20 protein-coding genes and 1 tRNA gene are annotated in these 25,269 nt (G+C 51.7%); 17 read left to right on the forward strand and 4 right to left on the reverse strand.

Features of this window, described 5'->3' with window-relative positions:
- Nucleotides 1–491: 491 nt before the first annotated feature.
- Both RBT11_13005 and RBT11_13010 read right to left on the reverse strand, forming a co-directional pair.
- Nucleotides 492–1,361 (reverse strand): radical SAM protein, encoded by an 870-nt coding sequence (locus tag RBT11_13005; protein ID MDX9787696.1) that lies wholly within the window; start codon nt 1,359–1,361, stop codon nt 492–494.
- A 146-nt stretch (nt 1,362–1,507) separates the two neighbouring features.
- Nucleotides 1,508–2,326 (reverse strand): lytic transglycosylase domain-containing protein, encoded by an 819-nt coding sequence (locus RBT11_13010; protein MDX9787697.1) that lies wholly within the window; start codon nt 2,324–2,326, stop codon nt 1,508–1,510.
- Between the two features lie 290 nt (nt 2,327–2,616).
- Between RBT11_13010 and RBT11_13015 the strand changes: the two genes are divergently transcribed.
- The 17 genes from RBT11_13015 (at nt 2,617) to RBT11_13095 (ending at nt 22,840) form a co-directional block, all read left to right on the forward strand.
- The gene (locus RBT11_13015) at nt 2,617–4,518 is read left to right on the forward strand and encodes a glycosyl hydrolase family 28-related protein (protein MDX9787698.1); all 1,902 of its coding nucleotides are present in this window, start codon (nt 2,617–2,619) and stop codon (nt 4,516–4,518) included.
- A gap of 165 nt (nt 4,519–4,683) precedes the next feature.
- Nucleotides 4,684–5,703 carry a type I glyceraldehyde-3-phosphate dehydrogenase gene (gene gap, locus RBT11_13020; protein ID MDX9787699.1) on the forward strand — a complete coding sequence of 340 codons (1,020 nt, stop codon included), beginning with the start codon at nt 4,684–4,686 and terminating at the stop codon, nt 5,701–5,703.
- A 160-nt stretch (nt 5,704–5,863) separates the two neighbouring features.
- A complete protein-coding gene (locus tag RBT11_13025) occupies nt 5,864–6,892 on the forward strand; it encodes a hypothetical protein (protein MDX9787700.1) in 1,029 nt (342 codons plus the stop codon).
- A 165-nt stretch (nt 6,893–7,057) separates the two neighbouring features.
- Nucleotides 7,058–7,807, forward strand: coding sequence for an exodeoxyribonuclease III (locus RBT11_13030; protein ID MDX9787701.1), 750 nt, complete (start codon nt 7,058–7,060; stop codon nt 7,805–7,807).
- A gap of 83 nt (nt 7,808–7,890) precedes the next feature.
- Nucleotides 7,891–9,273, forward strand: coding sequence for a sigma-54 dependent transcriptional regulator (locus tag RBT11_13035; protein ID MDX9787702.1), 1,383 nt, complete (start codon nt 7,891–7,893; stop codon nt 9,271–9,273).
- Nucleotides 9,274–9,713: 440 nt separating this feature from the next.
- A complete protein-coding gene (locus RBT11_13040; protein ID MDX9787703.1) occupies nt 9,714–11,459 on the forward strand; it encodes an ATP-binding protein in 1,746 nt (581 codons plus the stop codon).
- Between the two features lie 3 nt (nt 11,460–11,462).
- A complete protein-coding gene (locus RBT11_13045; GenBank protein ID MDX9787704.1) occupies nt 11,463–11,897 on the forward strand; it encodes a response regulator in 435 nt (144 codons plus the stop codon).
- 109 nt (nt 11,898–12,006) lie between these two features.
- On the forward strand, nt 12,007–12,405 hold the full coding sequence (locus RBT11_13050) for a response regulator (GenBank protein MDX9787705.1): 399 nt from the start codon (nt 12,007–12,009) through the stop codon (nt 12,403–12,405).
- On the forward strand, nt 12,402–12,827 hold the full coding sequence (locus RBT11_13055) for a response regulator (protein MDX9787706.1): 426 nt from the start codon (nt 12,402–12,404) through the stop codon (nt 12,825–12,827). Before RBT11_13050 ends, RBT11_13055 begins: the two co-directional genes overlap by 4 nt.
- Nucleotides 12,828–12,880: 53 nt before the next feature.
- Nucleotides 12,881–14,167: a sulfite exporter TauE/SafE family protein gene (locus RBT11_13060; GenBank protein MDX9787707.1), complete on the forward strand. Its 1,287-nt coding sequence runs from the start codon at nt 12,881–12,883 to the stop codon at nt 14,165–14,167.
- Nucleotides 14,164–14,865 carry a hypothetical protein gene (locus RBT11_13065; protein ID MDX9787708.1) on the forward strand — a complete coding sequence of 234 codons (702 nt, stop codon included), beginning with the start codon at nt 14,164–14,166 and terminating at the stop codon, nt 14,863–14,865. The genes RBT11_13060 and RBT11_13065 overlap by 4 nt, the downstream gene beginning before the upstream one ends.
- Nucleotides 14,866–14,980: 115 nt before the next feature.
- Nucleotides 14,981–17,593 (forward strand): PEP/pyruvate-binding domain-containing protein, encoded by a 2,613-nt coding sequence (locus tag RBT11_13070; protein MDX9787709.1) that lies wholly within the window; start codon nt 14,981–14,983, stop codon nt 17,591–17,593.
- Between the two features lie 174 nt (nt 17,594–17,767).
- Nucleotides 17,768–17,843, forward strand: a tRNA-Thr gene (locus tag RBT11_13075).
- Nucleotides 17,844–18,179: 336 nt separating this feature from the next.
- Nucleotides 18,180–18,944, forward strand: coding sequence for a PEP-CTERM sorting domain-containing protein (locus RBT11_13080; GenBank protein ID MDX9787710.1), 765 nt, complete (start codon nt 18,180–18,182; stop codon nt 18,942–18,944).
- A 404-nt stretch (nt 18,945–19,348) separates the two neighbouring features.
- A complete protein-coding gene (locus tag RBT11_13085; GenBank protein ID MDX9787711.1) occupies nt 19,349–20,077 on the forward strand; it encodes a TVP38/TMEM64 family protein in 729 nt (242 codons plus the stop codon).
- A gap of 214 nt (nt 20,078–20,291) precedes the next feature.
- A complete protein-coding gene (locus RBT11_13090; GenBank protein MDX9787712.1) occupies nt 20,292–21,218 on the forward strand; it encodes a DUF547 domain-containing protein in 927 nt (308 codons plus the stop codon).
- A 98-nt stretch (nt 21,219–21,316) separates the two neighbouring features.
- Nucleotides 21,317–22,840: a mercuric reductase gene (locus RBT11_13095; protein ID MDX9787713.1), complete on the forward strand. Its 1,524-nt coding sequence runs from the start codon at nt 21,317–21,319 to the stop codon at nt 22,838–22,840.
- Nucleotides 22,841–22,846: 6 nt separating this feature from the next.
- On the opposite strand, the gene RBT11_13100 is transcribed toward RBT11_13095, so the two are convergent.
- Nucleotides 22,847–23,671 (reverse strand): amidohydrolase family protein, encoded by an 825-nt coding sequence (locus RBT11_13100; GenBank protein MDX9787714.1) that lies wholly within the window; start codon nt 23,669–23,671, stop codon nt 22,847–22,849.
- A gap of 57 nt (nt 23,672–23,728) precedes the next feature.
- Nucleotides 23,729–25,258 carry an NAD(P)/FAD-dependent oxidoreductase gene (locus RBT11_13105; protein MDX9787715.1) on the reverse strand — a complete coding sequence of 510 codons (1,530 nt, stop codon included), beginning with the start codon at nt 25,256–25,258 and terminating at the stop codon, nt 23,729–23,731.
- Nucleotides 25,259–25,269 lie beyond the last annotated feature (11 nt).

The following is a 25,269-nucleotide window of genomic DNA, read 5'->3' on the forward strand; positions in this document are numbered from 1 at the left end:
TGCCAAGTATCGGCACAGCGTATTGGACAACGAAAACTAAATTAAAAGACCTGCGGTTCTTTCCCGTTAAACAGTTTCATAACTACGTCATTTATTACCGAGAAACACCGGAAGGCATTGAAATTGTCCGCGTCTTACATGCTCGCATGGAAAAAAACAGACGGCTGGAAAACAAAAACTGACTTCAACGCCACAACTTTTCAAACCGTGCCGGATTAGTGGCCGCATATCTAACAGTGTGCTGGATGTTCCGGTGTCCAAGGTAGTCCTGAATAAGCCGCGTGTCTGCCCCATGGTCGGCCAAGGCAAAGCCGCAAGCATGGCGGAGCATGTGGTGGGGATGAGCGGGCCGGGCAAGCCTCGCTTTTGTGATAACTCAATCAGATCATAGCAGCACCTGAACCTGTGAGGAGAATACTATATTGACGTTTGATACAGTTTTGACGCCGGCGCAGAAACCTTGAAATGCACGGGCAAGCGTCAGAACAAACCTACAAGGCTCTGAGATACTCGGGTCGCAACTGAATTTTTCCGGCCAGCGCGGCATCGATCAGTTGCAGCGTTTCCGGCTTGTCCTTGGGCAGTCTGGCCTTGATGGGCAGGTAGTTAGAGGCATGGTTGGCATGAAATTGCCCCCGGGTCATATTCGTATGGGCGATCATGGTGCGAAGCTCCCGAAGCATCTCGTCTGGCTCGATCAGGGGGAATCGGCCTTCTTCGTGATCCCGGTAAAGCGCTGTGCCCGGAATCAGCATGAGGCTCAGCGCGCCCACATACTCAGGATCTATAGCGGACAGCGCCCGCCCGGTTTCAACCGCATGAATTTCAGAGCGTTCGCGGCCGGCAACGCCCAACAATACGGTGACGGATAATTTAATGCCTGCGGCCCGAACTTTTTGTCCCATGGCAATGGCGGTATCAACGGTGACGCCTTTGCGGACAGTTTTCATCGTGACCTCATCGCCGGTTTCAAGTCCCATGTACGCGATACGCAGTCCGTGCGCCTTAAGTTCGGATAGCTCAGACGGTGTTTTCATCTTGATGCTCTTGGGGTTGGCGTATACGCCCACGCGGGTGACCCAGGGAAGACGGGTTTCTATTCTTTTTAGAATGGCAAGAAGGCGTTGTTGCGGAAGAATCAGCGCGTCGCCGTCACAGATAAAGACGCGGCGCTGGCGGTGGCAATATTGGGCGGCAAATTCAATATCCGAAAAAATAATCTCATCCGGTTTGATGCGAAACCGCTCTCCAGTGAAAGCGCCGCAAAAGGTGCATTTATTGTGAGAGCATCCCACAGTGGCTTGCAGCAAAATGCTATGGGCCTCACTGGGCGGCCGGATCATGTTCCCTTCGTAGTGCATGCTAAAAACGGCTCCTTGGGTGGTGACAAGATGTTTCTATGCAGGAAAGTAACCCAAAAACCGCTGTTTCGCAACACCGATTCAACACCGCTGATAGCGTTCGAGACGGAATGATCATCAGGATGGCGGCCGAATTGAAGAGAACCTTAAGCAGCGGCGGTTTTTCTTTCCTGATAAAAATCGGTGATTTTGCGGACATAGTGTTTTGTTTCAGCCGGCAGCCTGTCCCCGCGGCTTTCCAGGTTGCCCATTCCCCAGTTGTACGCCGCGAGCGCCAATGACATATCCCCTTGGTAGCGATCCATCAGGCGCTTTAAATAGCGTGTGCCCCCCATGATGTTCTCAACCGGATCAAAGGGGTCTGCCACGCCGAGCTCATTTGCCGTCTGCGGCATCAGCTGCATAAGTCCCATGGCGCCTTTCGGCGACAGGGCGTTGGGATCAAAACCGCTTTCCGCGTGAATCACGCCCGTGATCAAATCGGGGTCCATATTATAAGCGGCGGCTGCCCGGTCGATGATACCGGATAGATCATGAGGGGCGGGCGTATGGTTTTCTGACGGCTCCTGTCGAATCGTTGACGGCGATATCGGCCCGGTCATGGTTTGGGGGAACATATCGTAAGGGTTGCTCATCATGGGAGATGAATCCGAATTGTCCGATTCATCCTCGGCAAATGCTCTGAGCAAGCTGTCAGTCAGTTGCAGCTTGATCCTTTGGGAAAGCGCGAATAATTCAGGCCCGCTGAGCCGGGATGGGGTGGTATGTTGGTTGATGGTCCGCAGGGTTTGGCTATTGAGCCTTTCTTCCAGAAGCTGATGAAACGGCCCGGGGCTGCCGGCAGCACTGGAAGGAGAAGAAAGGGTCGCTGCGCTGTTTCGCTCATACCCGGTTGCCGGGAAAACGGATTTATTGGTATACAATCCGGGTTGACCGCCAATGATGCCGTATAAATCAATGCCCATGGTAACCGCCCTTTGCTCTTTTACATCGGTGCTTTTTTCCCGACTGTTTATACTCGTCAGTAACGATTCAGCTTTTAAACAAAGCAAGAAGCGCGCCAACTGCGACAGGTTGTCGGCCATTGTCTGTTTTTGCAGTTAAGGCCTTAGGCCCTTTACCAGAAACATGCACGCTTTTGCGTGTATATTTGCCGAAGCTGAAAGATGGCTTCTATGCATCCCAGCATCCCAGCATCCGGCTTTGCCGGATTGAGTTTTATTATGTTGCACGGGATTGACAAGGGGGTCCGGATATGATCATTCATCCGCGGGTTTGGCATGTTGCCGGCCTGTATGCCTTTTATGATGATCGAAAATCTGCGTTTGGCCGGTTTGATTTCAGGGTGTGGGAGGATGTGAGGGTGAGTCTTATCAGAGGGGAAAGCATGCGATGGCGGGGGATCGCGAGCGTGGTGGTATCCGCGCTGTTACTCTGTTCGGGATGTTCGGGAAAAAGCGCCAGAACAGACGCGTCGGGCAGTGGTGAGGCGGAATGGATTCCAGCGGTATGGCGGGAATATGAATCCAACGGGCCTACCGGCGATCGGTTGCCCGATTTTTCCCGCGCCGGATATGCAGAGGGAGACACCCCCATTCCGAATGTTCAGGCACCCGTGTTTGACGTCACGGTCCATCCATTCGGCGCGGTGCCGAATGACGATAGAGATGATACGGCAGCGATTCAGGCCGCCATTGATGCGGCGGGATCAGCTGGCGGCGGGGTTGTATTCTTGCCGGCGGGTCGATATGCCGTTCATCAAAGCGCGGACATGCCGTTTCTGAGAATTATGCGTGACCATGTGATTCTTCGCGGGGCGGGCAGCGGGGAGTCCGGAACCATTCTCCGGCTCGGCGCGCCCGGGCCGCAGAAATCCGTGCGCCGGCTGGGCACCGTGCCGGCCATTGAAGAGGCGCGCTGCTATACGATTGTGGCGGTGATGGGCACGGAGGAAAAGCGCGAATTGGCCACTTACACCGATAGCGCCTTAAGAGGGCAAACCGTGGTGCATGTTTCGAATAGCTCACGACTGGCTAAGGGGCAACTTGTTCGGGTGGAATTCCATGATCCCATGATCGACAGCCTGCACCCTGATCCGGAAAAAGTGGATATCGCGGCCCAATTGACGCATCCGTTCAACCTCCTGAATCATCAGACGGACAATTTCGGCGCCATGGCCCGCACCCTTTCCAAAATCGTAAAGATTGAAGAAATTCTCGATAATCAAAGGATTCGCTTTACCACACCCGCACGATTTAACGAACACTTACGCTACCATCCGCGTATTTTCTCTTTCGACGGGGTGAGGGGGGTCGGTATCGAGCACCTGCGTCTGGAAAGTGATTGGCCCGGAGAATACCGTCATCATAAAGCGCTTTTGGATGAGAGGGGAGCGGTGGTGAGAACCGCCAAAGAACAGGATTATCTCTGGGGCGGGTTGTGGTTCAGTTATGCCTATGACGGATGGGTTCAGGATGTTGTTGTTAAGGATTTGACACAAGGGATTATTTTTAGTCATTGCGCGGATTTTACGGTCCGGGAGGTACAGTTTCAGGGGGTTAGCGGGCACGCCGGCATCACGATCGGCCAGAGCCACGGTGTTTTGGTGGAGCGGGTGGATTTTTTTTCAAGGCTGGTTCATCCGGTCACTTTGAAAATGTGGGCTTCCGGCAATGTGATCACTGATAGCGAGGTGCACTACGAAGGATGGGATAAGGTCAACGGCATGGACGCCGTCATTGATTTTCATGGCCTTTTCCCCTACGAGAACTTGTTCGATAATTTGAGGGGCTTTTACGTTTGCCCCGGCGGTGACCTGAGCGTGCTGCCGCATGCCGGCGTTCGAAATGTTTTTTGGAACATACGGGCACCCCGGCGCATGGAATGCTATGTATGCGACAAGCCGAACGAGTTTGCCCGCAGCTATGATTATAAAAGTACCTCTTCGGAAACACCCGGGACCATGCATGAACATTTTCCACAAGCCTTTTTCATCGGATTGTACCGAAATGGGGATCAGCCTGTCGAGGTGGGCGGCAGCGCCCGGGACCGGCACAATGCCTGGATGACATGCGAGGGGTTGAACCGGCCCGGTTTGAGCGTTCCGTCGCTTTATAAGGCACAGCTTACCCGCCGGACCGGTGGGGACGGGCACTAACTATGGGTTTATTTTCAGTGTAAAATATGACAATAGACCACAGGCAATCGGAGATAAAAGAAATCGCCGGCCGAAAAACCATTGCGGCATGCCTCAAAATGGCGGCTTATGGCAGTTATGGGTCGGGTCGGCGCCCAAATTTAAAGCAAGACAGACATAAGATTCATGGCGTACAGAATTGCAATCAACGGATATGGCAGAATCGGCCGGTCCATTCTTCGGGCACTTGATGAATCCCGCCACTGCGGGGAAATTGAGATTGTTGCCATCAATGAACTTTCCGACATCACAACCATCGCTCACCTGACCAAATATGATACAACCCATGGCCGGTTTTCGGGACAGGTTGAAATTCTCGAGAATGCGTTATGCGTGAACCATCATTCCATTCGGGTATTTCATGAACGGGATATCGACCGGCTGCCGTGGCGGGCACTGAACATTGATGTCGTGCTGGAGTGCACCGGTTCTTTTGTGAAAAGAAAGCAGGCGGAAGCGCACCTTGAAAGCGGCGCCAAAAAGGTGATTTTTTCCCAGCCGGCGGAAGAGGATGTGGATGCCACCATTGTTTACGGCGTCAACGAAGATATCCTTACAAGCCGGCATACCATTATATCCAACGCGTCCTGCACCACGAACTGCAGCATACCGGTGCTCAAGGTGCTTCAGGACGCACTTGGCATAGAGTTCGGTATTATCACCACCATTCATTCTATCATGAATGACCAGCCCGTGATCGATGCCTATCATCATCAGGACTTAAGGCGCACCCGATGCGCTGGCCAGTCTATTATTCCCGTGAATACGGAACTTGCCAAGGGAATCGAGCGAATCCTTCCCGAGCTGGCCGGACGGTTTCAGGCGGTATCCATGCGGGTGCCGACCATCAATGTGTCCGCCCTGGATATTACGGTGGTGGTTTCAGCTCCCACCCGGGTTTCGCAGGTGAACGGAATTTTAAAAGAAGCCGGCACGGGCAGGCTTTCCGGAATTCTTGGCTATACCGAAGAGCCCCTTGCTTCATGTGATTTCAACCATGATTCAAGATCCGCGGTGGTGGATGGCGGACAAACGCGGGTCAGTGGCGGTACCCTGGTTAAACTCCTGGCATGGTTTGACAATGAATGGTCCTATGCCCACCGAATGCTGGATACCACGATCGCGTTGATGAACACGGCCGGCTGATGAAGGGAAAAGCTTTGTATTTGTGAGGAACTTTGGGGTAGAAAGGAGGGCAAGGCTCGCGCAAACGATTAGCCGATGAACATCGTTTTGAAGAAGGTCTATTTAGCCGAAGCCGAAGGGTTTATAAAACGGTTATGACACATTCAAATGAGGAGAGGTTATGAAATTCGAGGCCATTAAAAAAGAGACGGTTGTACTGAACCCCCAGGAGGATAGGGCTGTTCGGCGGATACCCAGCGAGATTCGTATCGACCCCCTGACGGGCCGGACCGCAAGGATCTGCCATTTTATGAAGCTGCAATGGGAAAAGCCGGATTTCGAGGCGCTTGTTGCGGGAACAGAAGCCTGGTGCCCGTTTTGCCCGGACAAGGTGCTGAAGGTGACGCCTTTTTTCCCAGAAGCGCTTATTCCGGAAGGCCGCATGCAAAAAGACGATATGGTGATTTTCCCGAATATCGCCCCCTATGACAGCCTGGGCGCGGTGGCCACTTTCGGTGCCCGCCATTATATTCCCATGACGGCCTTTGAGCCCGAACTGATGGCGGGCGCGTTCGGCTTCGCCCTGGACTTTTTCAGGCGCATCGAAGCCACCGGCCATCCGGAAGCCGTGTATCACATCATTAACTGGAATTACATGCCACCGTCCGGCAGCTCGATTATCCATCCCCACTTGCAGATATTTTCAACCCAGTCGGCGCCCTATCTGATGCGTCAGGAGCTGGAAGCCTCCGAACGCTATTTACGTCAGCACGGTTCCAATTTTTGGGAGGATCTGATAGCGGCCGAGAAGAGATCGGGTGAACGCTATCTGGGCCAAATCGGACGCAGCCACTGGATGAGTACCTTTGCCCCGATGGGCGTTGCCGGCGATGTGCTGGCGGTTGTGGAAGAGGCTCGGTGCACACTGGATCTTAAGGAACGGGATCTTCTGGACATTGCCACCGGCCTTGGGAAAGTGATTGCCGAATACGATAAAATGGGGGTTTACAGCTTCAATATGAACTTTTTCACCGGTGCGAAGGCCGATGATCATTATCGATTCCACCTACTGTTTTCCCCCCGCACTTTTTTCAATCAGAAGCTCGGCACGCCGGATGTCGGGGCCATTCGCAACCTGTACAATGAAACGGTGTGCATGGCCTATCCGGAGGAGATCAACGCGTTGTTAAAGAAAGGCTTTCAGGTCTGATCGAACGGGGACGCCGCGGTGTAACGGTTTATGGATAACCTGACATGAAGAAGGGGACAAGATGCCACAAAAATCCGCAACCGTCGCGGGTGAGGAAAAAACAGAGAGCCCGGGGGAAAAAAATCGCCGAAAATCGCCACTCGTCATACCCTTGTTAAGACCTTTATTTCTTGGAATGTTAATGGAATTCGCGCGATCGAGCAGAAGGGATTCGTTGATATTGTCAAAACACTATCCCCGGACATTTTCGCGGTTCAGGAGACCCGGGTTCAACCGGATCAGTTGTCAGAAGCGCTCTTGAATATCGACGGCTATCATTCCTATTGGCACAGTGCCGTTCGTAAGGGATATTCCGGTGTGGCCGTTTATACGAAGTCTACACCGCTCAAAGTGATTTACGGGCTATATGGCGAGGGTGCTGATGACGAAGGCAGGGTTATCACCTTGGAATATGATGATTTTTATTTCATCAATGCCTATTTTCCCAATGCCCAGCACGGCCTGACGAGAATCGATTACAAAATAGCGTTTAATTCGGCATTGCATCGGTTTGCCGCTGAGCGCGCAAAAGAAAAATCCACAGTGATCTGCGGCGATTTCAATGTCGCTCACAAGGCCATTGATCTGACCAATCCCAAGGAAAACGAAAAAAATCCGGGGTATTCCCCGCAAGAGCGTGCCTGGATGGATGACTTTATCGGCGCCGGTTTCATCGATAGCTTTCGTAAATTCAACTCGGAACCCGACAACTATACCTGGTGGAGCTACCGGTTTAATGCGCGTGCCAAGAATATCGGGTGGCGTATTGACTATTTTTGCGTGGACCCGAACAGCGATGAGCGTGTTGTGGGGGCTTCGATTCTAAAGGATATTATGGGGTCGGACCACTGCCCGGTGCAACTCGATTTCAAGTGATGCCGGTTGGCCGGCCCGATCCCGGGTAACATAAACGAGAGAAGGCCGTTCACCGATCGGCCGACCGAAAGCAAAGCGTTGCCTTGAAAAAAATTAATTATAACAATTATAAGGTGTTGATCGTCGGAAACGACGGTGATGTGCTGGAAGACATTCGGAAAAAGCTGGGCCATGCCGGCTATGAGGGGGTGGTTTGCGCCGGCGTGGAAAAGGCGATCAGCGCGCTTGAGTTCGGCACCTTTGACCTGGTGATATCGGAGCTGGACATGCCGGTCATCAGCGGCATCGACCTGCTGCGCTACGTCAAGGAAAACTTCCAGGACATGGAAATGATGCTCACGGGGTTTTCGAGTGTCGAGGCGGCGGTTCAAGCCATCAAAGACGGCGCCGAAGACTATCTGGTCAAACCGTTTACTGAAACGGAGCTGTTGTCCTCGGTGCAGCGAATGCGCGAAAAGCTTGATCGCCGCCGCAAATCACAACGAGAACCCGCTGTTGAAACCACCCATGGCATTATCGGCGAGAGTGAGGGCATTCAAAACGTATTCCGGCTGATTGAAAAAGCGGCGAAAACGACGGTCAACGTGATGATATCCGGGGAAAGCGGTACCGGAAAAGAGCTGGTCGCTCACGCGATTCATTATAACAGCGACAGATCCCGGGCGCCGTTTGTTTCGGTGAACTGTACGGCCATTCCCGATACGCTGCTGGAGAGTGAATTGTTCGGCCATGTCAAAGGCGCTTTTACGGGTGCCAAGGAAACCAGAGCCGGATTTTTTCAGATAGCCGACAGCGGCACCATCTTTTTGGATGAAATCGGGGATGCGAGCCTGAGCATGCAGGGGAAACTGTTGCGGGTGCTTCAGTTCAAGGAGATCCGGCTGGTTGGCGATAGTCATGTTCGAAAGGTGGACACCCGCATTATTGCGGCCTCACACAAAGACTTAAAGACCATGGTTGAAAAGGGGCTTTTCAGGGAAGATCTGTATTATCGGTTGAACGTGATCGACATTCCGGTGCCAGCGCTCAGAGAACGGGGAGATGACATATTGCTTCTGGTCAACCACCTGGTGAATAAATTTGCCAGGGAGATGAATCGGCCGCCGCATGTATTTTCGGATCAAGCTCTGCAACTATTAAAAACCTACGATTGGCCGGGCAATGTTCGGGAGCTTGAAAACCTGATTCAGCGGCTGGTGGTGATTGTTGATGGCCGTGAACTGACCGTGGCCGATTTGCCGCCGAACATGCGCCACAGTTTCCGAACCGGGTATAGAAGCGCCGATCATCGAACCCTTGCAGAGGTGGAGGCTGATCACATCTTAAGCGTTTTAACCTCCGTGAACGGGAACAAAACCAAGGCAGCCGGGATTTTGGGAATCGATCGAAAAACGTTGAGAAGCAAATGCCAAAACCTTCGGTTGCTTCCAGCTGTCGAAACGGGGCAAAATTACCCTACGGGGTAAAATTACCCGGTCTAAAACGCCTCGCCATTCATCGCGTTATGAGTGTTCTCGCCAAGATCGACCCATGCGCCTAATTGCATATCATTTATTGCCCTTCATTCACATAACCAACAGAATTTAAATGATATCAATAGAAGATGGGTGGCCATCAGGCAACGCGGCGGAACCAGATTTCCCGCCCTGTTTCCCTGATGGAGCCCCCATCTGCCGGTTGCTGAGGCATACCGGTCGCGTGCGTCGATTTCTTTGGCAACCCGCGTTTCTGTCCGTTTTATTCAAATTTTTAAATAATTTTTACAATATGTTAACTGTTACAACAAAAAATAACAGGGCGTATTTAGCCGATATGGCCCGGTATTTGCTTCTGTATAAAGCACGACAGCACAAACAGGCCATGCCGGTTTCAATGCAGTTTGACGATAGGGTAAGGATGCTCGTTTATGAAGACAGTAAATGCCGACAACCAACCTCATTATGCGCCGGTATCCAGGAAAATTCTGTATACGTTTTTGATTGTCTCTTTTCTTCCGCTGCTGTTTCTGACCGGCAGCGTGCTTTACCAGTCTCATGTCTTTTATCATGAAAAAGTCAGGAATCAGTTGGAAAACCTGGCCAAGATTCACACGCTGAATATCGATACCTTTTTAAGAGAGCGACTGAGTAATATTCGCTTCTTTACGGTCAACCGGAGCTTCGAGGAGTTGAGCGATGAGGTGTATTTACAGTTGATGCTTCAACGACTGCAGGATGAGTATGGTCCCGTTTTTTCGGATCTGGGCGTTGTAGATGAAAACGGCATTCAAATCGCCTATGCCGGTCCATTTCGGCTGGACAGGGCCGATTATTCAGAGGCTCAATGGTTTAAAAACGCGATCTCCAGTCCATCCTATGTCAGCGATGTGTTTTTGGGCTTGCGGGGGTTACCCCATTTCATCGTGACCGTGAGAAAGGAGCGGCGGGGAAAGCCTTGGATTTTGCGGAGCACCATTGATTTCAGATCATTTAATACGGTGGTGGAAAACCTTCGCATCGGCAAGACGGGGTTTGCGTTTATCCTGAACAAGGAGGGCGAGTTTCAGACCGAAACACTGGCGGATGTGAAGGTCGGAAAGGCTTCCTACATGGCCTTGCTCGAGGGAGACGGGCATACGGTCAAAGACCGGATTCACTTTTATGAGCGATCGGATTTGACCGGGACTAAAACCATCTATGTTACGGCGCCGCTTAAAAACGGGGATTGGTTTTTGATCCTGCAACAACTTTCCGGCGATGCCTTCAGTGATTTGAGGAAAGCGCAGCTTTTCGCCTTTCTGAATCTGATTCTCGGCAGCTTTGCCATTATTGCATCCGGCATCGTCTTATCCCGGGTCGTCAGGCGACGCCTGATTCGGGAAGATAAGGAAAAGGAACTGATGAATCAGCAGATCGTCGAGAGCGGAAAGCTGGCCTCTCTGGGCGAACTGGCGGCCGGTATCGCTCATGAGATCAATAACCCCGTGGCGATTATGGTGGAAGAAGCCGGCTGGATCGGCGATCTTCTGGCGGAAGAGACCTTTCAGGAGAGCGAGAACCTTGACGAATTCAAGCGGGCCTTGAAACAGATCAACACGCAAGGCATTCGGTGCCGTGATATTACGCAAAAACTTCTGAGCTTTGCCAGAAAAAGCGAAAATCGAACGGCCGTTGTGCAGATCAATAGCCTGATCGACGAAGTGGTTGGTATTTCGAGTCAGCATGCCAAATACAATAACGTCGTCATTGAAACGCAATATACCGACGGGTTGCCGCTGATCGATGTATCCCAAACCGAAATTCAGCAAGTGATGCTCAACCTGATTAATAATGCCTTGGACGCCATGGAAAAGTCGGGCGGTCGTATCCAAATCGGCACACGGTTGGAAGATGGTCATGTGGTGATCGAGGTGGCAGATAACGGCCCCGGCATTCCGGAAACCAATCTTGCCAGAATCTTTGACCCATTTTTTACCACCAAAGCGGTGGGAAGAGGCACCGGGTTGGGGCTTTCCATCTGTTACGGCATTGTCAATCGAATGGGTGGCCAGATAAAAGTGAAAAGCGCCGTGGGTGACGGCACCAGCTTTTATATCTATTTGCCATGCGGCGACACCAAAAAAGAACTATATGCGGATGATAGTCAAACCCAACCCCCCTCAACAAAGGAGTAAAACATGTCAAAAGCCAATATTTTGTTAATAGACGACGAAACGGCTTTTCTGGATGCCATGAAACGGCGGCTCGGCAAAAGGGATTTCAGTGTTGAAACAGCCACCGGCGGCATGCAGGGGCTGGAAATTTTGGAAGCGTCGTCCAACAGCATCGAAGTGGTGGTGCTGGATGTCAAGATGCCCGGAATGGACGGCATTGAAACCCTGGGTGAAATCAAGCGGAAATTCCCCCTGGTAGAAGTAATTATGCTGACGGGCCACGCTACGGTGAGCTCCGCCATAGAGGGGATGAAACGAGGCGCCTTTGATTACCTGATGAAACCGGCGGACATTGACAGTTTCACGGAAAAGATCGTTGAAGCCGCTGAAAAAAGACGCCAGCAGGAGCAAAAAATTATCGAAGCGCGCATGAAAGCGATTACGACACGTCATGCGTAGGTCCTATATCGGAAACATGCACGAAAAAGCGTGGATCATTGGAGAAGGTCGTTGGCGGCCAAGCAGTTCAGCCGCCCAGCTTCCGGCTTTGCCGGATTAGGAGTATCGCATGAGCGCAGGCAACAATAATCAGAGTCGTCCTGTCAAAATTCTTCTGGTGGATGATGAGGAAGGGTTCGTGCAAGTGCTTGCCAAGCGCCTGCGCAAAAGACAATTTGATGTGATGACGGCCGGCAACGGGCCCGAGGCGATTAAAATTCTTCGGCAGCAGGATGTGGATATCGCGGTGGTGGATTTCAAGATGGAAGGCCTCGACGGCATTGAAGTGCTTAAGGTTTTTAAAATGATGGTTCCGGAGTTGCCCGTGATGATTCTGACCGGCCACGGATGCCAGGCCGCCGCAGCGGACGGGCAGCGTTACGGCGCCGCGGATTATCTGTCAAAGCCGTATAATTTTGAGGATCTGGTCGGCAAAATTCAATCCATCATTGGAAGGCGGAAGCAATGAAGACAGAAGGGTTTAATGTTTTGCTGGTCGACGATGAACCGGATTTTCTTTATCCGCTGGTGAAACGCCTGGTCAAACGCCAGTTGAATGTCGAGACCGCCGGTTCCGGCCGGGAGGCGATTCAACTGATTGCCGAAAAACCGTTTGATGTGGTGGTTGTGGATGTCAAAATGCCGGGAATGAGCGGTCTTGAGGTGTTGCGCACCATCAAAGCTGCGAAGGCCCTGACCGAAGTCATTATTCTCAGCGGCCATGCCAGCATGGATGCCGCCATTGAAGGCATGGAACAGGGAGCTTTTGACTACCTGATGAAGCCGGTGGATTTTGATGAACTTTTTTTCAAACTTCAGGACGCTTATAAAAAAAAAATGATTCAGGAACAGAAGATTTTGCAGATGAAGGAACGAAGGGACCAGGGATAGGCCGCCCTTCATGGAATATGAACCATTAATGATTGCAAAGGAGTATCAGAACAATGAATTTCTTTAAAGAGTGGGGCCGATTCATGATGATGGGTGCTAGAGCCCATGCCAAATGGGAGTTGGATGTATCGAACACGATTTTGCATGATAAACGCCGCTTGGTGATTCTCGGGTTGTTGACGCTTCCGATCCTTTTGGGCGGTATTGCCTTTGCCGACCAGATCACTGCCGGCCTGCCGGATTTTATCGGGGGCAAAACAGCTTACAGCCCGGCCTTTTATACCAATACGATTTTCTTTGTCTCCATCCTGGTCGGCGTTTGTGCGGGACTCATTACCGGGTGTATCGGTGCGGGCGGCGGCTTTATTATTGCCCCGGCGTTGATGAGCGCGGGCGTCAAGGGTATTCTGGCCGTCGGCACCGATTTGTTCCATATCTTCGCCAAGGCCATCATGGGCAGCGTGTTGCACCGGAAGCTCGGGAACATCTCCGTTGCACTGGCCTTTGTCTTCCTGATCGGCTCGGGCATCGGCGCGACCCTGGGCGGTGTGATCAACCGGGTGATCTATGAGTTCAACCCCATGATGAGCGATGCCTTCATTACAACGATTTATGCGTTGATGCTGGGGTTTTTAGGTTTTTACGCCCTGATTGATTTTTTGAAGGTTCGGAAACAGGGCATCGTGGACGCCGGTCAAGGCAAAAAGAGCGAAGGCGCCGAGCTGGGCAACCTGCCCAAAAAGCTTCAGGCCATCAACATTCCGCCGATGATTAAATTCGATTATGATCTTTCACCGCACGGACGTCAGATTTCCTGGGTGTTTTTGGTTCTCTCCGGTGTGCTGGTCGGTCTTGCGGCCGGTATCATGGGGGTTGGCGGCGGGTTTTTAACCTTTCCGATCTTTGTGTACGTGCTGGGCGTTTCGTCCATGACCACAGTGGGAACGGATATCTTTCAGATCGTTTTCACGGCCGGTTATGCCGGAATCGCACAGTACGCGGTCTACGGCTTCATTTTTTACACCCTTGCCATCGGCATGCTGCTCGGCTCCCTGGTCGGTATTCAGGTCGGTTCCATGGCGACCAAGGTGGTTTCCGGTGTTACGATTCGGGGGTTCTATGCGATGGCGGTGCTTTCCGGTTTTATGAACCGGTTTTTCGCGCTTCCGACCAAACTGGCGGACTTAGAATATCTTCCGCTATCTCAAGAGGTTTGTAAGATCTTGGAACGAATCGGATTTTACGCCTTTTTTATTGTCATCATTTTGTTCGCCGTATGGGTCTTTGGCGTCTTTTTCAAAAATATTAATGTATTGAAAGGAGAGGGGGCGCACTCATGATTGCACATAAGCAGAAATTTTTCACGGGGGTTGTGATGCTGATCGGGTTCGCGGTTGTGCTGGGTCTTTTGTTTGCATCCATCTATCCTGGTCCGAACAACACCAAGCAAAACGGGTTGAATTATCTGGACTCCTTATATAACTCCATATCCAAGGATTCGGCCAATTATATTCCCATGGTTCGGGAAAAAGCCGCCGAGTATGCCGCCACACCGGTAACCGCCACGCTGACAATGACCAATGAGAAGAGTGCATCGGAAACGGCCCTGCTGTTTGAAAAGGCCGGCGTCGAAGTCAAGACAACCGGAAACGAGGTTGCCGTGAACGGCACCATGGGGCAGATTCTGGATAATTGCCTTGCAGACGCGCAAAGCATGTATAACAATGACGGCAAGACCATCCGCGCCAAATACGGCATGGATGAGCGGGTGGTGGTGTACGGCTGGTATAAGGCGCTGAAAGTTCTGGCCAAGGACTTGAATCATCAGAAGAAATTCAAGGATGCCAAGATGGTGGATCTGACCATCAAAAAGGCGGTCGAACTGGCCTACAACTATTATCATATCGAACCGGTTAAAATCTCCAACTGTGTGGGCTTGGTGACGTTTTCACTGGTTTTTTATGTTATTTACACCCTTTGGTTCGGATTTAGCGTGTTGTTTATGTTTGAAGGCTGGGGCTTAAAACTGGAGCATTGATCCGATGAGGTCAACCTGTTGAGCAAAAGGCTGAAGGGTGGGCGTGATTCCCTTCAGCCTTTTTTGCCTCGATACTGAACTATGTACATTGAATCACAAATGTCTTGATGGGGCTATGAACCGATTTCGAGCCTATTTGTCCCGTTTGTTTCACTCCGGCCCGTCGCCCCAAGATGAGCAGGCGGCGGAGGCGCTTCGTATCGCGTTTAAGGATCGCTATCATCATTTCAAGCTTCTGCTTAATGCCAACAACGATGCGTTGCAGAAGATGGCCGACATCGAACAGGCGCTTCACCGGCAGCAAAATTTCGGCATGGCTTTTGTTCGAGATCGCTGCACGAGCGTGTCGGTGAACGTGTTGCGCATGATTCAGAGCCTTGATCGTTTGGCGTCCGCCAAATATCCGGCCCTTCTTTCCCGATTTAAAGAAATCAATGAAAAGATCGCTTGCATTCTGGCGGTCAAAAAAATACCCACGGAACCGATGCTCGTGGTGCCGGTCAGTGCGATGGATAGACATTCGGTCGATTTGGTTGGCAACAAGATGGCGATGCTCGGAGAGATAAAAAACAAGCTTCGGCTCAATGTGCCGGACAGCTTTGCCATCACGACCTATGCGTATGAGTACTTTATTCGGGCAACCGGCCTTCGGGACGAAATCAACCGGTTGGTGCAATCTGCGAATGTGGAAGATGTGGAAGGGCTGTACACCTTGAGTGTTCGCATTCGGCAATTGATTCGTCAAGCCGAACTGCCTTCGGATTTTCTGAAAGCAATTCAAGAGGCATGGGAAGTATTTTCCGCAGGCGGCCGAAAAGATAAGGCGGTTGCAGTCAGAAGCAGTGCGCTGGGTGAAGATTCCGAGGGAAGTTCCTATGCCGGCCAGTATCATTCCGCGCTGAATGTCGGCGGCGAAGATATTCCGGAGACCTATAAGGAGGTTGTCGCCAGCAAGTACAACCTTCATGCCATTATTTACCGGTTACACAAAGGGGTCAGGGATGAAGACGTTCCCATGGCCGTGGGATGTATGGAAATGATCGATGCGGTGGCCGGCGGTGTTCTGTATAGCCAAAACCCCGTGGGAGGCGCCCATGGGGATGCGGTCGTGATCAATTCCGTTTGGGGATTGCCCAAGACGGTGGTGGATGGCACCGCCCCCAGCGATTCGTTTATCGTTTCCAGAACCTCGCCCCATGCCATTTTACAGCGGGAAATAGGGTCCAAGGACATTAAATACGTCTGTTGCGATACCGATTCCGGGCTTTGCCGGGAAATGGTGTCGGCATCGGCGGCAACCAGCCCGTCTCTTGACGATACGCAGGTGGTAGCCCTGGCTAGAATGGCCCTGATGCTCGAATCCTATCACAACCATCCCCAGGATATCGAATGGGCGATTGACGCCAGGGGGGAGATCTTTGTGCTGCAATGCCGTCCGCTTCAGCAGATGAAGCGGACGGAACAAAAGCCTTTTGTACAGACGGTGCCGGCGGATGTGTATCCGATTCTGGCCGAGGGCGGCGTGACGGTTAGCCCCGGCGCAGCTTGTGGTACGGTGTTCCCGGTTGAAAAACAGGCCGATGCCTTAAGCTTTCCGAAAGGGGCGGTTCTTGTTGCGCGACAAGCGCTGCCTGCATGGGCCTCGTTGTTGAATCGGGCCGCCGCGGTGGTAACGGCCCAGGGCGGCGTGGCCGGCCATTTGGCCAGCGTTGCCCGGGAATTTGGAATCCCGGCCCTTTTTGCGCTTGAAGATGTCATGAGCCGGTTGCACCCGGGGGATCAGGTGACGGTGGATGCGGACAACCAAAAAATCTACCGGGGATGTGTTCAGTCGCTCTTAACGGAGGACAAAACGGCAGCCCCCGATATTACCGGAAGTCCGGTCTATAATATTCTCAAAAAGGCTTCCGAATGGATTGTGCCGCTGAACCTGCTGGATCCGGACGCCAGGGAATTTGCGGCCGAAAACTGCCAAACCTTTCATGATATTACCCGCTTTATTCATGAAAAATCTGTGATGGAGATGTTCAGCTTCGGGAAAAACCACAGCTTTCCGGAAAGATCCGGCAAGCAACTCTATTATCGCGTTCCCATGCAATGGTGGGTGTTGAATTTGGATGACGGCTTTACCACGGAAGTGACCGGAAAATACGTGAAGCTTGAGAACATCGCTTCTGTGCCGATGCTTGCCTTCTGGGACGGGTTTGCCGCGGTTCCCTGGGACGGCCCGCCCGCTATCGATGGAAAGGGCCTGATGGCGGTCATGTTTCAATCCACGACCAACCCGTCTCTCGTGACCGGCGTTCGAACGAAGTACGCCGAGCAGAACTTCTTTATGATCTCAAAGAATTTTTGCAGCCTCAATTCCAGGCTAGGGTATCATTTTTCCACGCTTGAGACCCTTGTCAGCGACCGAAAAAGAGAAAACTACATCAGTTTTCAGTTCAAAGGGGGCGCCGCTGATTTTCACCGAAGAATCTGCCGCACGGTTTTTATCGGCGAAATATTGGAAAAATACGGGTTTTGGGTGAAAATCCGTGAAGATCATCTAAGCGCCCGCATTCAGGAAGAGTCGCAGGCGTACATAAAGGCTCGACTTGCTATTTTAGGATATTTAACCCTTCATACTCGGCAACTTGATATGATCATGGGCAACGGGGGCCAGGTCGCTTATTATCAGTCCAAGCTACAGCGGGACATTGAGTCCCATATCTTAACGGCATTTTGACCACCCTGAAGGGGTGTGCGATTTGCCTTCGATTTACTGTCTTTCGACGTGACGTCTTTCAGCGCCTGTTTTTTTCCGCGCTCATAGCGGCTATTTCGGGTCTTATTTAAGCCATGGTTGAAAAACGCCTTGACGGCTTGTAAATCGCTATGTTACAAGGCTTCCCACGCTTTGGCCGGCGTAGCTCAGGTGGTAGAGCAGCTGATTCGTAATCAGCAGGTAGGCGGTTCAAATCCGCCCGCCGGCTCCATAAGAACCGAAGGGCTATGGGGTTTCCCATAGCCCTTTTTTTGATATTATTCTCAATTCAATTTTAAATATTATTCATTATAGGGCGATTTTGCTTTTTCTTTATAGCGGTCTGGGAAGTTTATTTCATATTATTGTTACATTTATTACATGTTTTCACGAGATGTTTAGGTCAATATGTGCACATCATACTGATAAAATTATAATTTTATTTTAGAGTTTGTTGGTACATTTTTTGCTTTTTCCACAACCAAGCAGGATGCAATACATAGTTTAATCGAATCTAATTTCGCTTTTTACGGGTAAATCAGCCTTAGAAGAGAAAAGGAGGGGTATTATGTGCTGTGAGGCGTATCTTAGAAAAGCCAACAAACTGGGTGTTGTCCTTGTTCTTCTCCTATCCTTGTGGTTGCCTTATGATGTAAGTGCCGCTCTTATTGAGAAAGATTTTCTTGTAAATAATGATAAGCTTCTGACGTTAGACCAGGGAACTAATCTTGAATGGCTTGATCTCACCCAGACTGCCGGATTATCCTATAGCAGTGTCCAAGGACTCTTGGTTCCCGGGGCTGCTTTGCATGGGTTTCGCTATGCATCGCTTGCCGAAGTTGAAACCCTCTTTTTTCACTCGGGTATAAATAGCCCATATCCTAATACAACAGACGTTGATGGAATACTTAACTTACTCAGCCTTATGGGATCTCCATTGACCCAATATCAAGACTTGGGCGGTTTCCCGCCTACGGCTACAATACAAACTAATATAGCCGATGTTCTTACAGGTGATTGGCATTGGTTTATTATACCAGACCCGATTTACAATCCAACAGGCGTTGGAGGTTATAAAGCAAGTTATCTTTTCTCTTCTACTTTATATAATAATAATACGGGCGACTCAGCTTCCAGTGCTGAAGCAAATCCATGGGAAAATGTTTTTTTTCCCGGTGATCAAGGTGATTCCTATGCGAGTTGGCTGGTACGGGCATCCGAAGATGGACAAGGCTCGAACGGACCCGTTGTTCCAGAGCCTTCTACCCTGCTTCTTTTTTGGTTCGGTTCAGTCGGCATTATTGGTGCCAGCATAAAGAGAATAAAAAAATAATTCGACAAACTATTCGGGTACAATAAGGCAGGGTCGTTAAAAACCCTGCCTTTTTTTATTTGTGCGCCAGGCATGGCGCGTAGCGCCTTGGTTGGCGCAGCAGGGAGAGACGGATTCCGCATCACCGCGTTCTGCCGGACAACTATATTACCGGCAACCTTGTGGATTTCGGTCGAGGAATAGGCTATCTTCACTGATTTCTGACCGGCGAAGAGCTGACACCACCAGAAGTGACTGCCCGGCTTACCACCCCCTGCATCGGAAACCCTGGCATGGGTGGCAATGTTCTATGGCAGGGCTTGTCGGGATTACGAACTTGAGGTATTGGCCTATGGCAGGTTTTATATTGTCTGCGGGGTGCGGCATTTTATAGGAGACAAATTTTACAAAAGGGATAAAAAGCAATGACACAGGACAAAAAGAGGACGCTGATCAGCAAGGTTGTCGTGGTCGGGCTCGTTGCGCTTGGCATTGCCGCCTTCCGATATTTTGACATCGGGCAATACCTTTCCCTCGACTACATTAAGATGTCGCAGGAAAAATTTCACACGCTCTACCTGTCGCATCGGTTTATGGTCATTGCCGCTTACATGGGAATCTACATCGCGGTCGCCGCCCTGTCGCTGCCCGGCGCCGTGGTGCTTACGCTGGCAGGCGGCGGGCTGTTCGGTCTAATTGTCGGAACTGTGGTCGTCTCCTTTGCCAGCACCATCGGGGCCACCCTGGCCTGTTTTGTCTCCCGCTTTCTCTTGCGGGAATGGATTCAGAACAAATTCAGCGATAAACTTACGACCATTAATGACGGCATCGAAAAGGAAGGAGCATTTTATCTTTTTTCCCTTCGTCTGGTGCCGATTTTTCCGTTTTTTGTCATCAACCTGCTCATGGGGCTTACCCGCATGCGGCTGTTCACCTTTTTCTGGGTGTCGCAGCTCGGCATGCTTGCCGGGACCGTTGTTTATGTGAATGCCGGCAAAGAACTGGCCAAGATTGAGTCCTTGTCCGGCATCCTGTCACCAGGGGTTCTGATTTCATTCGTGGTGCTCGGTCTTTTTCCGATCACCATGAAAAAGCTGCTGGCCTTTTATAACCGGAAATTCAGGCCGGAGGTGGCGAGTATCCGCGACAAATAGCATAAATAAATCCCGTGGTGGACAGGAATATGCCCAATCCGGCAAAGCCGGATGCTGGGATGCTGGGATGCTGGGATGCTGGGATGCGTAAAAGCCATTTTTCACCTTAGGCGAATATACACGCAAAAGCGTGCATGTTTCTGGTAGTGGGTCTGACAGGCTCAACATATCCACGACTTGAAGCGGAACATCGACGATTGGAAGGAAGATAACCATGACACAAAAACCGAATATCGATCAGTTATGTATCGCTACAATTCGGACTCCGGCAATGGGTGCAGTCCAGGCGGTCAACTTGGGTTATCCCGGCACCCCCATGAAAACAGTTGTACACGCGATTTTTCTCACTGGCATGGCGGCGTTTCTTTTGGCCGCGGTGTTGGCTATTTCGACGAATGTTGTATCGGCGCAGGTGTTTGACCAGACGTATGATCGCTATGATAAGGTCTTGAAGGCATATGTCACGGATGGCCGCGTGAACTATAGCGGCCTTAAAAATGCCCCCAAGGTACTGGACCCTTATCTGGAAAGCGCCGCCGGGGTTCCGGAAGAAGAATTCAACTCATGGACGGAATCTCAGCGACTGGCGTTCTTGATCAACCTCTACAACGCGGCCACCCTGAAGCTGATTATTGACCACTATCCGGTCAAGAGCATCAAGGATATCGGCAGCTTCTTGAAGGGACCCTGGGATCAGCCGGTTGTAAGACTGTTCGGCAGGACCCTCACCTTGAATCATCTGGAACACGACATTCTGCGCAAGCTGTATAGCGAGCCCCGTATCCACATGGTTCTGGTCTGTGCCGCCAAGGGATGCCCCCCCCTTCGCAGCGAGGCTTACCTTGCCGACAAACTGGATGCACAGCTTGACGACCAATCCTGGCGGTATCTGGTTAGCCCGGCCGGTCTTCGCATTGACCGCGAAAAAAAGGTTGTCTATTTCTCATCCATCTTTAAGTGGTACGGAGAAGACTTTATCGCCAGGTACGCACCGGCCACCGGATTTACCGGACTCGACAAAACCGAGCGTGCCGTTGCAAACTTTTACAGCCAATACCTTGCCGCCGCTGATAGTCACTTTCTCTCGGTGGGCGGGTATTCGGTCAAGTACCTGAATTATGACTGGTCATTGAATGAGTAGATGGGCTATGGGTGATGGGCTATGGGTTTCCAGCGTTCCTCTATCGCCTATTGCCTATAGCCTATTTCCCCCGGCGCAGCCGGTTAAGGAGGATGCCAATGTTAAAAGATGAAAGTGATCAACCTATATTAACCCCGTGGGACAAGCATAACCAACAGCTGGCATCGCATGTTCATCCGGCTGATTGGCAGAACCCCACCCCCGCGTCCCGCTACAACTTGGTTGTCATCGGTGCTGGAACGGCAGGACTTGTCTGTGCGGCCGGGGCTGCCGGCATGGGGGCAAAGGTTGCCCTGGTTGAACGTCACCTGATGGGCGGTGATTGCCTGAATGTCGGCTGCGTGCCGTCCAAGGCCATAATCAGTGCGGCCCGCGTAGCCGCCGCTGTGCGGGATGCCGCGGCGTTCGGCGTGCAGGTTCCAGGCGGCGTGAAGGTTGATTTCAGCCAGGTCATGGAACGTATGCGTCGCCTGAGAACGTCCATCGCCCCCAACGATTCCGTCCAGCGCTTCAGCGACATGGGGATCGATGTGTTTATAGGAAACGGGCGGTTTGTCGATGCCGAAACCATAGATGTCCATGGCCGTCAGCTGAAGTTTAAAAAAGCGGTTATTGCCACCGGCGCACGGGCAGCGGCGCCCCCCATTGAGGGGTTGGATGAGGTAGCGTATCTGACCAATGAAACCGTTTTTTCCCTGACTGAACTGCCTAAAAAGATGGCCATCATCGGCGCTGGGCCTATCGGCTGTGAAATGGCCCAGGCTTTTGCACGATTCGGTTCGGAAGTGTTTCTAATCGAAACCATGCACGGCATTTTGCCCAGGGAAGACAAGGACGCATCCGGCATCGTCTTGGAATCCATGCGCAAGGATGGTGTCAAGCTGCTTTGCTGTGGCAAAGGGTTGAAACTGGCCAGGGTCGATGGGGGCAAAATCCGTCTGACTGTGGATTCCCACGGAAAGATCTATGATGAAGTCGTAGATCAACTCCTGGTTGCTGTGGGACGCGCACCCAACGTAGAGAACATGGGGCTGGAAGACGCTCGCGTGACGTTCACAAAAAAAGGCGTACAGGTCAATGATCGGCTTCAAACGAGCAACCCCGACATTTATGCGGCCGGGGACATTTGTTCGCCCTATCAATTCACCCATGCGGCCGATTTCATGGCGCGCATTGTCATTCGCAATGCCCTGTTCCTTGGCCGCGCCAAGGTTAGTGCGCTGACCATTCCGTGGTGCACTTACACGGAGCCGGAAATTGCGCATGTCGGTCTGTACGAGAAAGAGGCCCGGGAACAAGGGATCGCTGTCGAAACCTTCACAAGGCAATTACAGGAAGTCGATCGATCGATTCTTGAAGGTCATACCAACGGACTGGTCCGCGTGCACATCCGCAAAGGCACGGATAAAATCATTGGCGCCACCATCGTGGCATTTGACGCGGGCGATATGATTTCTGAATTGACGCTTGCCATGAGCCATGGGTTAGGGCTCAAACACCTTTCGGCTATCATTCACCCTTACCCGACCCGGGCGGAAGCGATCCGGCAGGTGGCCGACGCTTACAATCGCACTCGGCTGACACCACGGGTCGCAGCGCTGTTGAAATGGTGGCTGAAATGAAGAGTGCTACACGCCAATCTTCAGAATTTTGGCTGCGTTTTCGCCCAAGATTTTCTTTTTGGCGTCCGCTCCTATCGGAAGATTTTCGATGGCCTGCGCATTATCGATCAGGCTGGACACGCCGGGCCAGTCCGAACCATAGACGACCCTATCGGAAAGGCGTTCAAACCCGGGGAAATACTCGAGCAATTTTTTCGGCGGAAGGCCCGATATTTCCATATGAATGTTGGGATGCAGCCGGGTAACGGCAAGGGCCTTTTCATACCAGATCGGCCGGCCGCAGTGGCATTGAAGAAGGACGAGGTCCGGAAAATCGACGGCCACATCATCAAGGAAGAGCGGATCCCCGTACTTGAGTTTTGCCCCGGCAAAGGTCGATGAACCGGTATGAAATGAGATGGGAAGCCCCAGCTCCTGAGCCTTTGCATAGAGCGGATAGACAATCGCGTCATTGGGATAAAAATACTGATAGGTGGGATACATTTTAATTCCCCGGAACCCGTATTTTTCAGTAAGCCGCTGAAGTTCCCCAGCCATATTCGAACAGGTATAAGGGTTTAAATTGGCAAAGGGAATCAGCCGGTCACTGGCCGAGCAGAACTTGGCCGTGGCTTCGTTGGTGGCGATGCCGGTAACGGCCGGAGAGATATCCGCCAGAATGACGGCATAATCAATTTGCGCTTCATCCATTAATGCAAGGAATTTTTCCGGGGAAGCATAGGTTTTAATCATCCATTCCAGCCGGTTGCCCCAGGACAGGCGTAAAAAATCCGCCAGGGATTGAGTCATGGGCTGGTAGTCGGTCAGATGAATGTGAAAGTCTATTTTCATACGGTACTCCTTTTAAAACGGCTTGGTTCTTATTCGGCCGGATGATACGCCGTGTTGTTATCGCCCGGTTTTCCGGCGGATGATATTGGCCGCGAAAGACCCCGACATGGCGCTGCCGACAATGCCGTGAGAGGGTCTGGTATAATGCCCCACCCACAACAGATTGCTTAGACGGGTCCGGTTGGGGGGGCGCTGCGGGCCGACCTGGCCGCATGCCGCATCCAGGCCGTACATCGCCCCGTTTTCGTTTCCGGTTCGGGTCATCAGGGTCAACGGAGTGGCGGTTTCCACAAAAAGGGCCGCGGACTCGATATCTATTCCCGTGTGTTTTCGAATCATCGAAAAGACATGGCGTCTCAAGCCGGTAATGGCTTCAGGCCCGGCGTATTGATTGATGAAGTTGCGGTATCCCGGTGCGTGGACCAAAATCTTAAGGCTGTGCGCGCCTTTGGTGCCAAGGGAGTCATCCAGAACCGTCGGTGTGGTAATGACCAGGTGCAGTCCCTTGGTCATATCCCCTGCCTGAAGGGCGGTGTACATGGCTTCACAATTCCAGGTGGTGTGAATGGAGATGAAATAGGGCCAGTCGTCCGGCAGGGCTTTTTTGGGCAGCCCGACATAAAACAGAACCGCCGACAGGGAGGGTTTATAGCGATCGAATCGATACATGCCGCGATACGGGCGATATTTGCCCTGAAAGAGATGATCCGCGTGAAAGGGGTTGGTGTTGGAAATCACCCATCTGGAAGAAATAACGCCGCCGTCCGAGAGCTTCAGCCCGGTTATTTTGTTGCGCCGGGTGATAAATTTTTTAACCGGGCAATTGCATACGATTTGTCCGCCGTTTTGTTTGATAACACCTGCCAGGGCGGTGCTGAGCGCCTGCATGCCGCCTTTGGGATAAAAAACGCCGCTGCCGAGCACCTTTGCCCATAATACCGCCACAAAGGCGTAAGACAAGAGACTGGGCGGAAGGGTGGTGGGCAGTGTGGACAAGGCGAGGTGAATGCGGGCGTCCTCCCCGAAAAACTTGGTCAGAATGTGCTGATGGGATTTTCGAGCATACCGCATCAACGTCGGAAAATAGAACGGGAAAAAAAAGCGTTTCCAGACACCGGCCGTTTCAAATGCCAGAAATTCCGCTCCCATTTTCCGGGTTTGCCTGGCATAAGCTTCCATAGCGGTTATTTTTTCCGGAAACTCTCTGCGCAGCACATCAATGTAGGCCTCGGGGGTGCTGTAATTGAACCGGACATTCATATCCGGAAAGATATTCCAGACCGAGCCGATGGGCAAAAATGAAAGCGTCTCTTCAAGTCCCAGTTCACTTAACAGAGAATGAAATTCCCCGCCCGGCAGGCAAGCGGCAACAAAGGCGCCCGTGGCATCGAAATAGACGCCGTGTTGCCGAAATCCGGTGACATAGCCGCCGACCTTGTCTTCCTTTTCCAGCAACAACACCTTCAATCCGCGACGCACCAGAAGGCCGGCCGAGACCAATCCGCCGATGCCGCCGCCGACGACAATCACATCCGGATTTTCCATCAGCTCAACGGTCAGGTTGTCGTTTTCCAATGTGGTTTTCAAAGTTTCTTTCT

It is taken from the genome of Desulfobacterales bacterium (genome assembly GCA_034003325.1).
In the GTDB taxonomy this organism is placed as follows: domain Bacteria; phylum Desulfobacterota; class Desulfobacteria; order Desulfobacterales; family JAFDDL01; genus JAVEYW01.

Bases quoted from the DNA above. Each gene is read 5' to 3' on its own strand.
- RBT11_13005 (MDX9787696.1), bottom strand. From the start codon at position 1,361: ATGCACTACGAAGGGAACATGATCCGGCCGCCCAGTGAGGCCCATAGC.
- RBT11_13010 (MDX9787697.1), bottom strand. From the start codon at position 2,326: ATGGGCATTGATTTATACGGCATCATTGGCGGTCAACCCGGATTGTAT.
- RBT11_13015 (MDX9787698.1), top strand. From the start codon at position 2,617: ATGATCATTCATCCGCGGGTTTGGCATGTTGCCGGCCTGTATGCCTTT.
- gap (MDX9787699.1), top strand. From the start codon at position 4,684: ATGGCGTACAGAATTGCAATCAACGGATATGGCAGAATCGGCCGGTCC.
- RBT11_13025 (MDX9787700.1), top strand. From the start codon at position 5,864: ATGAAATTCGAGGCCATTAAAAAAGAGACGGTTGTACTGAACCCCCAG.
- RBT11_13040 (MDX9787703.1), top strand. From the start codon at position 9,714: ATGAAGACAGTAAATGCCGACAACCAACCTCATTATGCGCCGGTATCC.
- RBT11_13045 (MDX9787704.1), top strand. From the start codon at position 11,463: ATGTCAAAAGCCAATATTTTGTTAATAGACGACGAAACGGCTTTTCTG.
- RBT11_13050 (MDX9787705.1), top strand. From the start codon at position 12,007: ATGAGCGCAGGCAACAATAATCAGAGTCGTCCTGTCAAAATTCTTCTG.
- RBT11_13055 (MDX9787706.1), top strand. From the start codon at position 12,402: ATGAAGACAGAAGGGTTTAATGTTTTGCTGGTCGACGATGAACCGGAT.
- RBT11_13060 (MDX9787707.1), top strand. From the start codon at position 12,881: ATGAATTTCTTTAAAGAGTGGGGCCGATTCATGATGATGGGTGCTAGA.
- RBT11_13065 (MDX9787708.1), top strand. From the start codon at position 14,164: ATGATTGCACATAAGCAGAAATTTTTCACGGGGGTTGTGATGCTGATC.
- RBT11_13070 (MDX9787709.1), top strand. From the start codon at position 14,981: ATGAACCGATTTCGAGCCTATTTGTCCCGTTTGTTTCACTCCGGCCCG.
- RBT11_13080 (MDX9787710.1), top strand. From the start codon at position 18,180: ATGTGCTGTGAGGCGTATCTTAGAAAAGCCAACAAACTGGGTGTTGTC.
- RBT11_13085 (MDX9787711.1), top strand. From the start codon at position 19,349: ATGACACAGGACAAAAAGAGGACGCTGATCAGCAAGGTTGTCGTGGTC.
- RBT11_13090 (MDX9787712.1), top strand. From the start codon at position 20,292: ATGACACAAAAACCGAATATCGATCAGTTATGTATCGCTACAATTCGG.
- RBT11_13095 (MDX9787713.1), top strand. From the start codon at position 21,317: ATGTTAAAAGATGAAAGTGATCAACCTATATTAACCCCGTGGGACAAG.
- RBT11_13100 (MDX9787714.1), bottom strand. From the start codon at position 23,671: ATGAAAATAGACTTTCACATTCATCTGACCGACTACCAGCCCATGACT.